Annotated in this window: 9 protein-coding genes; 6 read left to right on the top strand and 3 right to left on the bottom strand. The window is 69.7% G+C overall.

Translation table 11 applies throughout. From position 1 onward, the window contains the following. The first annotated feature begins 179 nt into the window (after positions 1 to 179). Together ZRA01_RS10420 and ZRA01_RS10415 are read left to right on the top strand one after the other, a co-directional pair. Positions 180 to 1,361, top strand: coding sequence for a response regulator (locus tag ZRA01_RS10420; RefSeq protein WP_141351884.1), 1,182 nt, complete (start codon positions 180 to 182; stop codon positions 1,359 to 1,361). 45 nt (positions 1,362 to 1,406) lie between these two features. Continuing rightward, positions 1,407 to 4,340, top strand: coding sequence for a PAS domain-containing hybrid sensor histidine kinase/response regulator (locus ZRA01_RS10415; protein WP_141351883.1), 2,934 nt, complete (start codon positions 1,407 to 1,409; stop codon positions 4,338 to 4,340). Between the two features lie 327 nt (positions 4,341 to 4,667). Here ZRA01_RS10415 and ZRA01_RS10410 read toward each other — a convergent pair whose 3' ends face one another. After that, positions 4,668 to 7,850: a response regulator gene (locus ZRA01_RS10410; protein WP_141351881.1), complete on the bottom strand. Its 3,183-nt coding sequence runs from the start codon at positions 7,848 to 7,850 to the stop codon at positions 4,668 to 4,670. Between the two features lie 247 nt (positions 7,851 to 8,097). Here ZRA01_RS10410 and ZRA01_RS10405 point away from each other — a divergent pair, with 247 nt between their 5' ends. Together ZRA01_RS10405 and ZRA01_RS10400 are read left to right on the top strand one after the other, a co-directional pair. Then, positions 8,098 to 9,201 (top strand): ABC transporter substrate-binding protein, encoded by a 1,104-nt coding sequence (locus ZRA01_RS10405; RefSeq protein ID WP_141351879.1) that lies wholly within the window; start codon positions 8,098 to 8,100, stop codon positions 9,199 to 9,201. Between the two features lie 82 nt (positions 9,202 to 9,283). After that, positions 9,284 to 11,086 carry a bacteriohemerythrin gene (locus tag ZRA01_RS10400; protein ID WP_141351877.1) on the top strand — a complete coding sequence of 601 codons (1,803 nt, stop codon included), beginning with the start codon at positions 9,284 to 9,286 and terminating at the stop codon, positions 11,084 to 11,086. Between the two features lie 47 nt (positions 11,087 to 11,133). Here ZRA01_RS10400 and ZRA01_RS10395 read toward each other — a convergent pair whose 3' ends face one another. Together ZRA01_RS10395 and ZRA01_RS10390 are read right to left on the bottom strand one after the other, a co-directional pair. After that, positions 11,134 to 11,673, bottom strand: coding sequence for an HD domain-containing protein (locus ZRA01_RS10395; protein ID WP_141351875.1), 540 nt, complete (start codon positions 11,671 to 11,673; stop codon positions 11,134 to 11,136). 19 nt (positions 11,674 to 11,692) lie between these two features. Then, positions 11,693 to 12,136, bottom strand: a complete 444-nt coding sequence (locus tag ZRA01_RS10390; protein WP_141351873.1) for a hemerythrin domain-containing protein — start codon at positions 12,134 to 12,136, stop codon at positions 11,693 to 11,695. Positions 12,137 to 12,269: 133 nt separating this feature from the next. On the opposite strand from ZRA01_RS10390, the gene ZRA01_RS10385 reads away from it, so the two are divergent. Together ZRA01_RS10385 and ZRA01_RS10380 are read left to right on the top strand one after the other, a co-directional pair. After that, positions 12,270 to 13,478 (top strand): MFS transporter, encoded by a 1,209-nt coding sequence (locus ZRA01_RS10385; RefSeq protein WP_141351871.1) that lies wholly within the window; start codon positions 12,270 to 12,272, stop codon positions 13,476 to 13,478. Continuing rightward, on the top strand, positions 13,475 to 14,077 hold the full coding sequence (locus ZRA01_RS10380; RefSeq protein WP_141351869.1) for an acyl carrier protein phosphodiesterase: 603 nt from the start codon (positions 13,475 to 13,477) through the stop codon (positions 14,075 to 14,077). Before ZRA01_RS10385 ends, ZRA01_RS10380 begins: the two co-directional genes overlap by 4 nt. The last annotated feature ends 39 nt before the right edge of the window (positions 14,078 to 14,116 follow it).

Here is a 14,116-nt window from a genome sequence, read left to right as displayed (position 1 = left end):
CCAGTGCGGTAGCGGGGGGCGGCGGTTCGGGCGCGCGGGCCGGCATCCGGCGGTGGTTTCCAGGATAATCACGGGGCGTCATGGGCGTCTCGGGTGGGCCGATCATCGGGGGCGTGCCGCATTGCCGCGCCGCGTCCGAGTGTGCGGACATCGGCTTCATCCGCTAACAAAGGTAGGTAATGAACCCCATTCCAAGTCACGCGAGGTCATCGGATGCGCCGGCCCGGCAAACCGTGTTGATCGTCGACGATACGCCGCAGAACCTCACCATCCTCGGTGAGCTGCTGCAGCCCTACTACCGGGTCCGGGCCGCGAACTCGGGCGAGCGGGCGCTGCGGGCCGCCGGCCTCGAGCCGCCGCCCGATCTCATCCTGCTCGATGTGATGATGCCCGGGATGGACGGCTACGCGGTGCTCGAGCACCTGCGGGCCGAGCCGCGTACCGCCCATGTGCCGGTGATCTTCGTGACCGCCATGAACGGCGTCGAGAACGAAGAGCGGGGCCTCGAGCTGGGCGCGGTGGATTACATCACCAAGCCGATCAACCCGGCCGTCGTGCTGGCCCGGGTGCGTACCCACCTGGAGCTCAAGCACGCCCGCGACCGCCTGGCCCTCGAGAACGAGTGGCTCGAACGGGAGGTGGCCCGCCGGATGAGCGAGAACCTGCTGATCCAGGAGCTCAGCGTGCGCGCGCTGGCCTGTCTGAGCGAGGCCCGCGACAACGAGACGGGCCTGCACATCGTGCGCACCCAGACCTACGTCGAGCTCCTGGCCCAGCACCTGCAGGGCAACGAAGCCTTCCGGCCGGCCTTCGACAACGGGCGCCTGCAGATGGTGGTGAAAGCCGCGCCGCTCCACGACATCGGCAAGGTCGGCGTGCCCGACAGCATCCTGCTCAAGCCCGGGCGCCTGACCCCGGAAGAGTTCGCCATCATGAAGGCCCACCCGGTGATCGGTGCGGACGCCATCACCAAGGCCATGGAGCAGTCGCTCTCCGGGGCGGCGGCGGGCGTCGCGGCGCAGGCCAGTGGCGCCTTCAGCTTCCTGGAGATCGCCCGCGAGATTTCGCTGGGCCATCACGAAAAATGGGACGGCAGTGGCTACCCGGCCCGGCTGGCCGGCGAGGCCATCCCTGTTTCCGCGCGCCTGATGGCGCTGGCCGACGTCTTCGATGCGCTGATGACGCGGCGGGTATACAAGCCCGCCTTCAGCCTCGAGGAGACGACCCGCATCATCTGCGAGGGGCGCGGCAGCCATTTCGACCCGGCCGTGGTCGATGCCTTCATGGCCCGGCGTGACGAGTTCGCCGACATCGCCGCGCGCCTCGCCGACCCTGAACCCGCCGGTGGTGAGGCTGCGTAGATAACCGCGCCGTGGCCGGGCGCTGACTGTTCAGGGAGCGTCCCCATGAGGCGGTCGTTGTCACCCTTTTCGATTGCCGGGCTTGTGGGCGTCGTGCCAGGGCCCGCCCCGGCCGCCGCCGAGCACACGGCGGTCGCCCTGTTGCCGGGCGGGGCAGGCTACGGCCTGGTGGGGCTGGCGCTGCTGGCTGCCGGGCTGCTGGTCTGGAGCCTCGTGCTGCGCCGACGCGTGGCGGCGCGCACGCAGGCGCTGCAGGCGGCCCGCGCCGAACTCGAAGGGCTCCGCGCGGCGGGCGAGGAGGCCCGCCTCCGGCTGGACGCCGAAACGGCCGGGCGCATCCGCGAACTGGACGACACCGCGGCCGAGTTCCGCGCCATCGTCGAAGCCGCCAGCTCCGGCATCGTGCTCATGCGCGATCGCCACATCGTGCACTGCAACCGGCGGATGGACGAGATCTTCGGCTACGCGCCCGGTGAGCAGATCGGGCAGCCGACGCGCATCTGGTATGCCAGCGACGAGGAGTGGGCGAGGATCGGCGAGGAGGTCTATCGCAAGATCTGGCAGGGTGAGAACCACCAGCGCGAGGCGCAGGTCCGGCGCAAGGACGGCAGCCCAGTGTGGGTGCGGATGTCCGGGCGGGCGCTCGATCTGGCCCACCCGGAGCGGGGCCTGGTGGGCATCATCGAGGACATCACCCGGGAGCGGGAGATGCTCGAGGAGGCCCAGCGGGCGCGGGCGATGGCCGAGGACGGCGCCCGCATGAAGTCTGACTTCCTGGCCAACATGAGCCACGAAATCCGCACCCCGATGAACGCCATCGTCGGCATGGCCTACCTGGCCCTGCGCACCGACCTGACCGCGCGGCAGCGCGACTACCTCGAGAAGATCCAGGGCGCCGGCCAGCATCTGCTGGGCATCATCAACGACATCCTCGACCTGTCCCGCATCGAGGCCGGCAAGCTGGTGGTCGAGCACATCCCCTTCTCGCTGGAGCGGATGATCGTCAACGTCACCGCCCTGCTGGCCGAGAAAACCGCCGCCAAGGGCCTCGAACTGATCGTGGACGTGGCCGACGACGTGCCCAACGAGCTGGTGGGCGACCCGCTGCGCCTCGGCCAGGTGCTGATCAACTACGCCAACAACGCGGTGAAGTTCACCGAGCGCGGCGAAGTGGCCATCCGCGTCCGCCGGCGTGAGGCCGGGGACGGGCAGGTCGAGCTGTATTTCGAGGTGCGCGACACTGGCATCGGTATCGACCACGACGTGCAGGCCCGGCTGTTCAGCAGCTTCGAGCAGGCCGACAGCTCGACCACCCGCCACTACGGCGGCAGCGGCCTGGGGCTGGTGATCTCGCGGCGGCTGGCCGCGCTGATGGAGGGCGAGGTGGGGCTGAACAGCACCCCCGGGGTCGGCTCGACCTTCTGGTTCACCGCGCGGCTGGGCTACGGCCCGGCCCAGCCCTCGCGCTTCGTCCCCCACGCCGAGCTCGTCGGGCGCCCGATTCTGGTGGTGGACGACAACGCCCACGCCCGCGAGGTGCTCGGCGAGATGCTGCGGCGGATGGGGTTCGAGGTGATGGCGCTTGAATCCGGCGCCGCCGCGCTCGACGAAGTCCGCAGCGCCGAGGCTGCCGGCAGGCCCTACGCGCTGGTGCTGCTCGACTGGCAGATGCCTTGCAAGGATGGCATCTCCACCGCCCGGGAGATCCGCGCTCTGCCGCTCGCAGAGCCGCCGCACATCGTGATGGTGAGCGCCCACGGGCGTGACGAGCTGCTCGCTGCGGCGCGCAGCATCGGCATCCAGGACGTGCTTATCAAGCCCGTCACCGCGTCGCTGCTCTTCGACACCGTGGTGCGCCTGCTCGGCCACGCGCCCGCCGGCGAGGTGATGCCGGCGCTGGTGGCACCCCCGGGGCTGGAGCTGTCCCGGCTGGCCGGCTCGCGGGTGCTCCTCGTCGAGGACAACGACCTCAATCAGCAGGTGGCGCTGGAGCTCCTGCGCCAGGCCGGGATGCGGGTCGATGTGGCGGAAAACGGCGCCGTGGCCGTCGACCGGGTGCGCATCCAGCCCTACGACATCGTGCTGATGGACCTGCAGATGCCGGTGATGGACGGCCTCACCGCCACCCGCGAGATCCGCCGCCTGCCCGGGCGGGGCGGGCTGCCCATCGTGGCGATGACCGCCAACGCCATGGCCGGTGACCGGGAGCGCTGCCTCGCCGCCGGCATGCAGGACCACGTGAGCAAGCCCATCGAGCCCGCCCGGCTGTGGGCCTGCCTGCGCCGCTGGCTCACCCCGAAGACCGAGCCGGTGGCCCATGTGGTGCAGCCCGCTCCGGCACCTGCCGGGGGCGGCGAAGTGCCGGCCGATCTTGCCCCGCTGGCGGACGTGCCCGATCTGAACGTGCGGGACGGCGTGCGCAACGCGCTGGGCAAGGAATCCCTTTATCTCGCGCTGCTGGCCCGCTTCGTTGCCGGCCAGCGGGATTTTTCCGCGCATTTCGCCACCGCCCTCGCCGAATCCGATCTGGTCTCCGCCGAACGCTTCGCCCACACCCTCAAGGGGCTCGCTGCGCAGATCGGCGCCCACACCCTGGGTGAGCTCGCCGAGCAACTGGAGAGCGCCGTGCGAATCCGCGCGGAGGCCGTCGTCCTGGTGCCCCTGCAGGCCGACGTGACCCGCCGGCTCACGGCTCTCTTGGCCGCCCTCGAGGCGGCACTGCCAGCCCCGACACCCGCCGCGCCGACGCAGGCCTGCGTCGATGTGGCCGAACTGAAGGCCGTCTGCGCGCGGCTCGCCCAGGCCCTGGCGGCGGATGACTTTGCCAGCGGCCCCCTCCTCGAAACCCATGAAGCGCTCCTGCGGGCGGGGCTGGGCCACCGCTTCCCGCTGATTGCCGAGGCGGCGCGAAGCTTCAACTTCGAGCAAGCCCTGGAGGTTCTGCAGGAGGCGATGGAGAGCCTGGGGTTAGGGAGCTGAGGGGCTTGAAGGGCCGAAGGGCTGAAGGTGTCTGGGGCTTATTTAGCGCCCCCAGGGCCGGGCTCCGCCCAGCCCGCCCCCCGTGGGGGCACGGAAACTTGGGGCGGCCCTGCGTTTCCTTGAGAGGGCGCCGGCGCGCCCTGCGGCAGGTGGTACGCCCGACGCCGCATCGGCTCCCGAAGTGCCGACACGCCACCTGCCTGGCTGCATGTTGTTGCCGGCCAGTGGACCTCGGCGGCTGTCTCCATCACGTTCTTCCCCCGCGCCGTCTCCCGTGCGCCCCGTTGAGAGCCGGTAAAGCGCTTGGTGCCGTGGCCTCGGGGAGCGTCAGGCGCCGGGCGGGGCCGCCTCGTCCTGCTCGCCCAGCTCCGGGTGGGTGGCGACGATGCCGGAAAGGAGGGCGGCGGCTTCTTCGAACTCGAAGAGCTCGATGGCCTGGCTGATCTGGCCTGCGTCGGGGCCGGCGAGTGCTTCCAGCTGGTGCCCCTGTTCGCGCCACAGCGGGCCGGCGCGGACGTCGTTCTCGTCGAGAAGCTTGCCTAGCTCGGCAACGAAGTGCCGCAGGGCCGGGGTGGGTCGGGGCGTGTCGGCAGGTGTCTCGGCGCGGGGCGTCGGGGCGCCCTGCGCGGGCATCCAGCGGGCCAGCGCCTGGTAAAGGGTGGTCGGCGTGACGGGCTTGGCGAGGTGGTCGTTCATGCCGGCCTCGAGGCAGCGTTGGCGATCTTCGGCGAAGGCGTTGGCGGTGAGCGCCAGGATGGGACAGGTGGAATAAGCGGGCAGGGCGCGGATGGCGGTGGCGGCTTCAAGGCCGCCCATCACGGGCATGCTGAGATCCATCAGTATCAGGTCGTAGTGGGCCTGCCCGGCCATCTCGACGGCCTCACGGCCGTTCTGGGCGATGCTCACCTTGAGGCCGACGCTTTCCAGCAGCTCTCTGGCGATCTCCTGGTTGAGGGGGTTGTCCTCGGCCAGCAGCACATGGCGCCCGGCATGGCTGGCGCGCAGCGCGTCGGTGTCTGGCACGGCCTGGGGCGAGGGAGGGAGGAGGGCGCACCGTTCGTCCGGCGCCCGGCCGGGGGCCAGGGGCAGCACGGCCCAGAAGCGGCTGCCCTGGCCGAGCAGGCTGTCGGCGCCGATCTGCCCACCCATCAGCTCGACCAGCCCGCGGCTGATGGCGAGGCCCAGGCCGGTGCCGCCATATTTGCGGGTCGTCGAGTTGTCGGCCTGTTCGAAGGGTTTGAAGAGCTTTTCCTGCTGGGCCGGGCTGAGGCCGATGCCGCAGTCCTCGACCTCGAGGCGCAGCCGGACAGGCTCGTCGTTGCCGGCGGCGGGGTCGTCGAGACGCAGGGCACGGAGGGTGATCGTGCCGTGGTTTGAGAACTTGACCGCGTTCGACAGGAAGTTGACCAGGATCTGCTCGATGCGCCCCGGGTCGCCGCGCAGCGTGGGCGGCAGCCGCGGGTCGATCTCGGTGGTGAGCGCCAGGCCGTTCTGGGCGGCCGTGTCGCGCACCAGGCTGACGGCCCGCTCGCAGGTGGCGGCAAGCGGGAAGTCGATGAGCTCGAGGGCGGTCTTGTCCGCCTCGATCTTCGAGAGGTCGAGAATGTCGTTGATGATGCGCAGCAGGTGGCGCGCCGCGGTGGTGATCTTGTCGATCCGTTCGCGCTGGCGGGGGGTGGTGACTTCCCGTTCGAGCAGGTGCGCCAGGCCGATGATGGCGTTCATCGGGGTGCGGATCTCGTGGCTCATGGTGGCCAGGAAGGTGCTCTTGGCGCGGTTGGCGCTCTCGGCCTCGTCGCGGGCGGCGGCCAGCTCGCGGGTGCGCTGGTCCACCAGCTCGGTGAGGTGGTGACGGTGCCTCTCGAGTTCTTCGGAGAGCTGCTTGCGCTCGGTGATGTCGCGCACAGAGCACATGATGTAGGTCTGGCCGCCCCATTCGACGCGGCTGGAGAGGACCTCCGCCGGGTAGGTGGTGCCATCCCGGCGGCGCTGGGTGGTCTCGAAGATCTCGCCCTCGGGGCTGACGGAGCTCGCCATCTTCTGCAGCTGGGTGGGCGTGAAGTTGCGTTCCCAGTCCCAGATGTGCATGTGGGTGATCTCTTCGGGTGTGTAGCCGAGCATCTCGGCGAAGCGGGGGTTGGCCTCGAAGACGCTGCAGTCGGGGTTGAGCACGACGATGCCGTCCCGGTCCATCGAGAACAGCGCACGCCGCCGCGAGGCCTCTTCGGCCACTTCCTTCTGGGCGGCCAGGCGGGCGCGGTTCTGGGTGGCGAGGGCGTCGAGGAGCTCGTTGAAGTGGTGGGCCAGGCGGGCGATCTCGTCGCTCTCGTCGTCCTGCGGGACGCGGGCCCGGTCATCCCCATGGTGGATCGCCGTCATGGTGTCGGAGATGCGGGCCAGCCGGCGGGTGATGTGCCGGGCGCCATGCAGGAAGGACAGGGACAGGGCCAGCATGCTGAGGGCCAGCAGGGCGCCCACGCTGCCGGTTAGCAGCCATTTCTGGCGGGTGAAGTCGGCCTCCGGGAAGCTCACGCCGACCATCCCGATCGGCTGGCCCGCGCCGTCGAGGAGGGCCTCGTAGCCGGAGATCTGCCATTCGCCGAGGAATTCGGTGCGTCCGGTCCAGGAGCCGCCGCTGGCCAGCACCTGGGCGCCGATCCCGGCGGGGGCGTGGGTGCCGGTGGCGCGTTGTCCGGCGGGGTTCGTTGCGGTGGTGGCGATCCGCAGGTCGTCGAGGAAGATGCTGGTGAAGCCCACGCTCTGGCCGAGCTGCAGCTTGACGGGGAAGACCACGTCGCGGATGCGGTCGATGGTCGGCAGGTTGTTGTTGAGCAGGATGCCGCCGATGAGCAAGGCGTCCGGGTGGGTGTTGGTCAGCGGGAAGTGGGTGGCTGCGCTGATGACCAGCCCGCGGGTCTCGGTCACGGGCGGTTGCGCCGCGTCGCCGGCCTGCGTCTCGAGCCGCGCCTGGGCGGGCAGCGCGGGAGAGCGGGCCAGCAGGGCGGCCGAGTCGAGGCGTTCGTAACCCACCGTGGCGACGCCGGTGGCGGCCTGCCGCAGCGTGAAGCTGGAAGGCAGCCGGCTGCCCGGGGCGAGACCGGTGCTCGAGGCGATGACCCGCCCGTCCGGGGTGGCGATGATCAGGTAGTCGAGGCGGGCGGCGTCGGCGCGGGCGGTGAGGATCTGGTCGAGGTGGGGGTTGGCTTCCCGGGAGGCCTTGTCCCCGTGGGTGGCGAGTTGCTGGGTGATGCGCTCGGAGTGGGCGGTTTCCTCGATGTGCTGCAGCGCCTGGATGCGGACATGGGCCAGGTAGTTCTGGGCGCTGGCCAGGTTGGCGCGGGTCCGGTCCTGCAGCATGGCGTCGATGCGTTCGCCACCGATGAACACCAGGATGCCCATGATCAGCGGGAACGCCACCAGCAGCGGCGTCAAGCCCAGGGCCATCAGTCGCAGGTGCAGTGACGAACGCCAAGTGATCGGCAGCGCGTTGCGCCGGGAGCGGAGAAACATAGGGCCTGTAAGGTGGGCAGCGTGTGCCGGGAGCTTGGAGAGAACTACGCCAGTGTCGATTTTGTTTTACGGCAGGGTCGGCCCGGTCTTGAGTCTGCTCCGGCGCCGGGCGCGCCTGGATCGGGAGCGGGGCTCAAGTTCATGGCTTCGGCTGCCGTTGTAGCTTCCCGTTGGTTATCCAGCATCGCGTCGACGCGCGGTGTGCTTGCAATGTCCGGCCGCAGGCAGGGCGGAGGGTGAGTGAGTCATGTTTGGCAGACGAAGTGTGGTGGCGTTGGCGAGCTGTGCCTTGCTCCTCGGCTGTGGGCCGGCGGAGCCCCTGCGGGTCGGGTTCATCGGTGGCTTGTCCGACCGGAACTCCGACGTGGGGCAGGCGGGAAACAACGGTGTCGTGCTGGCCGTCGAGCAGATCAACCGCGCGGGCGGCATCCGTGGCCGGCAGGTCGAGCTGATCTCCCGCGACGACGCCCAGAACCCCGCGACGGCCGAGAAGTCGGCCCGGGAGCTGGCGGCGGCCAAGGTGGATGCGGTGATCGGGCCCTTCACCAGCGGTGTTGCGGCGGCGGTGGTGCCGGTGCTGGCCCAGAGCCAGACCCTCGCCATCAGCCCGACCCTCACCTCGATGGCCTTCTACGGCAAGGATGACAACCTCGTCCGCATCAACCGCAGCACCCGCGACAACGCCGGCGACTACGCGCGGGTGCTGTACGACCGGGGCCAGCACCGGATTGCCGTCGCTTACGATGTGCGCAACCGCAACTTCACCGAGTCGTGGCTCGAGGAGTTCCGTCGCGCCTTCACCGCCATCGGCGGCACGGTGAGCGCGGAGGTGCCCTATGAATCCAGCCCCGACGTGGATTTTGGCGCGGTGGTGGAAGCGATGCTGAAGAGCCGGCCGGATGGGCTGTTCTACATCTCCGGCGCCATCGACGTGGCGCGGCTCGCCCAGCATTCACGCCGGCTGGCCCCGTCGCTGCCCATCGGCGCCTCCGAGTGGGCTGCGTCCGAGCAACTGATCGAGCTGGGCGGCAAGGTGGTCGAGGGCCTGAACATCGTCCTGAACTACGACCGCAACGACGACTCGGCCCGCTTTCGGGAGTTCAGGGAAGCCTACTTCAGGCGTTTCCAGAAGAATCCCGGTTACAGTTCGGTCTCGGCGTACGACGCGGCGCTGGTGCTCTTCGCCGCGCTCGAAAAGCGCGCCGAGGGCGAGACGGTCAAGGCGGCCGTGCTGAAATACGGCCCCTATCAGGGCCTGCAGCAGCAGATCAGCTTCGACGCCACGGGCGACACCCAGCGCAAGGTCTTCTTTACCGAAATTCGTGACGGGCGCTTCGTGGCGCTCAAGTGATGAAGTGATGCATCGCAGCCGGCCTGCGCCGCGCACCGACTCGAGGTGCGCCGGGCAGCCTGGCGAGGAACACCGACAGACCATGCTCAACACGATCGAGATCTTCCCCTGGAACCGCAACTTCGAGACCGGGATCGCCGAGGTGGATGCCCAGCATCGCCGGCTGGTTACCCTGCTCAACACGCTGGTCAGCCATCTCACCGTGCAGGCTGACGCGCCGACCCTGAATGCCATCTTCGATGAGTTGAGCGACTACGCGGTGAATCACTTCGCGAGCGAGGAGCAGATCTGGCAGGAGGCCTTCGGCGACGACGCGTGGGCGTTGCAGCACCACGACAGCCATACGGGCTTCATCGACGAGGTGCTGCGCCTGCGGGCCGAGGAGGGCGTCAAGCCCCTCGAGGATGTCATCGAGGACATCGTCAGCTTCCTGACCCACTGGCTGGCGCTGCACATCATCGAGTCGGACAAGCGCATGGCCAAGGCCGTGCTGGCCCTGCGCGAGGGCGCGACCCTGGCGCAGGCCAAGCAGATCGCCGACGAGCAGATGTCCGGGGCGACGCGGGCGATGATAGACACCGTGATGACGATGTACGACAAGCTGGCCAACCGCACCGTCCAGCTCACCCGCGAGATCAACCGCCGCCAGCAGGCCGAGAAGAGCGCCCAGGAGGCGCAGGTCGCGCTGCTCCGCAGCCGCGATGCCGCCGAGGCGGCGAGCCTGGCCAAGTCCGACTTTCTGGCCAGCATGAGCCACGAGATCCGCACGCCGATGAACGCCATCACCGGCATCATCGAGCTGATGCGCCGCGAGCCGCTCTCGCCGCGCCAGGCCGAAAACCTGCACAGGCTGCAGGAGGCCTCCCAGCACCTCCTGGCGATGATCAACGACATCCTCGACATGTCGAAGATCGAGGCCGACAAGCTGCATCTCGAAGAGTCCGCGCTGAGGGTGTCGGAGGTGCTCGGCAGCGTCGTCTCGATGGTCGAGAACCAGGCTCGCGCCAAGGGCCTCGCCCTGCGGGTCGATGTTGCCGGGATCCACTCGCTGATGCAGACGAGCCTCGCCGGCGACGCCACGCGGCTCAAGCAGGCCTTGCTCAACTACCTGAGCAACGCGCTCAAGTTCACCGCGAGCGGCAGCGTGACCCTGCGCGCCGCCCTCGAGGAGGAGACCGCCGACAGCGTGCTGCTGCGCTTTGAGGTGGTGGACACCGGGATCGGGATCGCGCCGGAGACCCTGCCGCGCCTTTTCTCGCGTTTCGAGCAGGCCGGGATGGACACCACCCGGCGCTACGGGGGCAGCGGGCTGGGGCTGGTGATCACCCGCCGGCTCGCCGAGCTGATGGGCGGCCAGGCGGGGGCCGAAAGCCGGCCCGGCGTCGGCAGCACCTTCTGGCTCACGGTGCGGCTCCGGAAAGCCGCGCCGGCCACCGAGCCATCTGCCCGCCCGGCGGCCGGGGCGGCGGACGACGCCAACCCCGAGGAGGCCCTGCGGCGCGATTACGCCGGTGCGTCGGTGCTCGTGGTGGAGGACAACGAGATCAACAGCGAGATCGCCGTGGATCTGCTGGAGGATGTGGCGCTGTCGGTGGACACCGCCGCGGATGGCGTCGAGGCCGTCGAAAAGGCCAGGGCCAACACCTACGACGTGATCCTGATGGACATGCAGATGCCGCGCATGGACGGCCTCGAGGCGACTCGCTGCATCCGGCAGCTGCCGGGCCAGCAGCACACTCCCATCGTGGCGATGACCGCCAATGCCTTCGCCGACGACAAGGCCAACTGCATCGAGGCGGGGATGGACGATTTCATCGCCAAGCCCGTCGACCCGGACGTGCTGTTTGCGATGCTCCTGCGCTGGTTGCGGGCGGGGCGGGCCTAAGCGCCTGACCGACTCAAACGAAACCGGCTGAACCGCACGACGGACGGCTAGCCCTGGCCAGGGCGGCGCGCGTAGAGCGTGTCGAAGACGGCCTCGAGCTGCGGGTGAACGCCACGCACGCCGGCGATCACCTGGGCGGACCAGTCGAAATACGCCTGCTGGCGCTGGAGCGGCCAATGCACCGGCGGCGAGGCCAGGATGTCGCGCAGGTTGCAGATCTTGTCGGCCAGCTTGACCAGCTTGGCCTCGGGAGAGAGATGGGGTGCGTGCTCGACCTGGCGCAGCTTGCGGGTGGCCTTGTCGAGGCTGCAATCGTCGCTCACCTCGACGACGACGGTGGCGATGCGGGTGCCAAAGCGTGCCTCGATCTCGCCAGCGGTGGTGGCGGTGTCTTCGATGGTGTCGTGGAGCATCGCCGCGCTCAGCACCACCACGTCGAGCACGCGGCCCTCGTTGGCCAGCACGTCGGCCAGGGCGATCGGGTGGTTGATGTAGGGCGAGGCGGCGGCGTCCTTGCGGCGCTGCCCGCTGTGGCGTTCGGCGGCGAAGGCCAGGGCCCGCAGCAGGATGCCGGTGGCGCCGTCCATGGCCGCGACGCCCGGCGCCTCAGCGCTCGAACTGCAGGTTGCGGCGCAACACCACCGGCACGCCGCCGAGCTTGCGCTTGGCCATCCACTGGGCGAGCGCCGAATCGAGGTAGTCGGCGTGGCCGGGGAACCAGTTGGCCAGCTCTGCAGCAAACTCGCGCCCGGTGGCGAAGTCGCCAGAGCGCACCAGGTCTTCCACCTGCACGGCAGATTCCATCACCGCCTTGTGTTCGGAGATGTGGCAATCGCGCGGTGGAAAGCCGGTTTCCTCCATCCAGGTGTTTTCGAGGCCAAAATGCGCCTCGGCGTGGGTGATGAAGGCCTGTAGCAGGCCGGCCATTTCGGCGTCGGGGCAGGTCAGCAGCTTGTCGACGATCTCGACGAACTCCCGGTGGGTGTCGTCCATCGGCTCGTAACCGAGCAGAAAGGCGTCGGTCCACTGCAAACCTTGGGTTTCGGTCATTTTCTTGCTGCTCCTGGGGTGTCGTTCTTAAATACTGGCAGGCGCGCGGGTGATTTTCCACCATTGCAGCCCGCCCGCAAGGATACTCCGGGACGCGGCAAAACGCCGCCGCAAAGCACCGCCAAGGAGCGCCATGAACCAACACGCCGCCACATCCGCTGGCCGGGCCGGCCTGCCGCGGGGCATCTGGGCCCTGGGTTTCGTCTCGATGTTGATGGATATCTCCTCCGAGATGATCCACGCCCTCTTGCCGGCCTATCTGGTGCTGCTCGGCGCGTCGACGCTGGCGGTGGGCCTCATCGAGGGCATCGCCGAGGCGACGGCGGCCATCGTCAAGGTGTTTTCGGGTGCGCTGTCCGACTGGCTTGGCCGGCGCAAGCTGCTGGCGGCCATCGGCTACGGGCTGGCAGCGTGCACCAAGCCGGTCTTTCCGCTGGCGACTACGCTCGGCTGGGTGGTCGCCGCGCGCTTCATCGACCGCATCGGCAAGGGCATCCGCGGTGCGCCGCGGGACGCCCTGATCGCCGACCTGGCGCCGCCGGGGCTGCGTGGGGCGGCCTTCGGGCTGCGCCAGTCGCTGGACACGGCCGGCGCCTTCATCGGCCCGCTGCTGGCGATCGGGCTGATGGCGCTGTCCGGCAACGACTTCCGGCTGGTCTTCTGGGTGGCCGTGCTGCCGGCTTTCGGCGCCTTCGCGTTGATCGTGCTGGCGGTGCATGACCCGCTGCCCGCCGCCACCGCCCGGCACCGCTCGCCCCTGTCGCGCCGTGAGCTGGCCCGGTTGCCGCCCGCCTACTGGTGGGTGGTGGGCATCGCGGCGGTGTTCACGCTGGCCCGCTTCAGCGAGGCCTTCCTGGTGCTGCGCGCCCAGGCGCTGGGCCTCGGCCTGATGTGGGTGCCGGCGGTGCTGGTGCTGATGAACGTGGTGTATTCCCTGTCGTCCTACCCGGTCGGCCGGCTCGCCGACCGGCTGCCCCGCGGCGCGCTGCTGGCCGCCGGCTTTGCGGTGCTGGTGGCGGCCGACCTGGTCATCGCGCTGTTTGATGGGCTGACCGGGCTCGCCGTTGGCGTCGTGCTGTGGGGGCTGCACATGGGCATGACCCAGGGCCTGCTGGCGGCGCTGGTGGCCGATGCGGCGCCGGCCGAGCTGCGCGGCACGGCCTTCGGCGTCTTCAACCTGGTGGGCGGAGTGGCGCTGCTGGTGGCGAGCGTGCTGGCTGGCGCCCTGTGGGATGCCTTCGGGGCCCGGGCGACTTTCCTCGCCGGCGCCGGGCTGGCCGGGCTGGCGCTGGTCGGGCTGCTGTGGCGCGGCAGGCCTGTTGAGGGGGGGCGGGCGCAATGAACTACCTGGCCCATGCCCTGCTGGCGGGCGATCACCCGGCCGACCGGATCGGCGGCGTGATCGGCGATTTCGTGAAGGGGCCCCTCGATCCGCTGCCTGCCGGCCTCGGCCCCGGGCTGGCGGCGGGGGTGATGCTGCACCGGCGCATCGACAGCTTTGCCGACACCCATCCGGCCTTCCTGCGCAGCCGCGGGCGGGTGAGCGCGGCGCGGCGGCGGGTCGCGGGTGTCATGGTCGACATGTTCTACGACCATTTCCTGGCGCGGCACTGGGCGCAGTTCAGCGAGCAGGCGCTGGGCGATTTCACGGCCGACACCTACCGGATGATCGCCGCGCACCCGGAGCCGCTGCCGCCGTCCTTCGGGCCGGTGTTCGAGCGGATGCGGGCCCACGACTGGCTGGCGAGCTACCGGGACGTGGCCGTGGTGGCGCTGGCCCTCGACCGGATGGCCGAGTTACGCCTGCGCCGGCCCAATCCGCTGGCCGGTGCCGGTGAGGAGCTGCTGGCCGCCTACGCGGGGCTGGAGGCGGATTTCTTCGAGTTCCTGCCCGACGCGCGGGCCTTTGCCCTCTCGGTTGTGCGGCAGCGCGGCGGCTGAGGGCTCTCAAGGAAACGCAGGGCCGCCCCCAAGTTTCCT

This window comes from Zoogloea ramigera (genome assembly GCF_006539865.1).
Taxonomy (GTDB): Bacteria; Pseudomonadota; Gammaproteobacteria; order Burkholderiales; family Rhodocyclaceae; genus Zoogloea; species Zoogloea ramigera.
The sequence above is the reverse complement of the archived record's forward strand: the minus strand, read 5'-3'. Positions and strand labels throughout refer to the sequence as shown.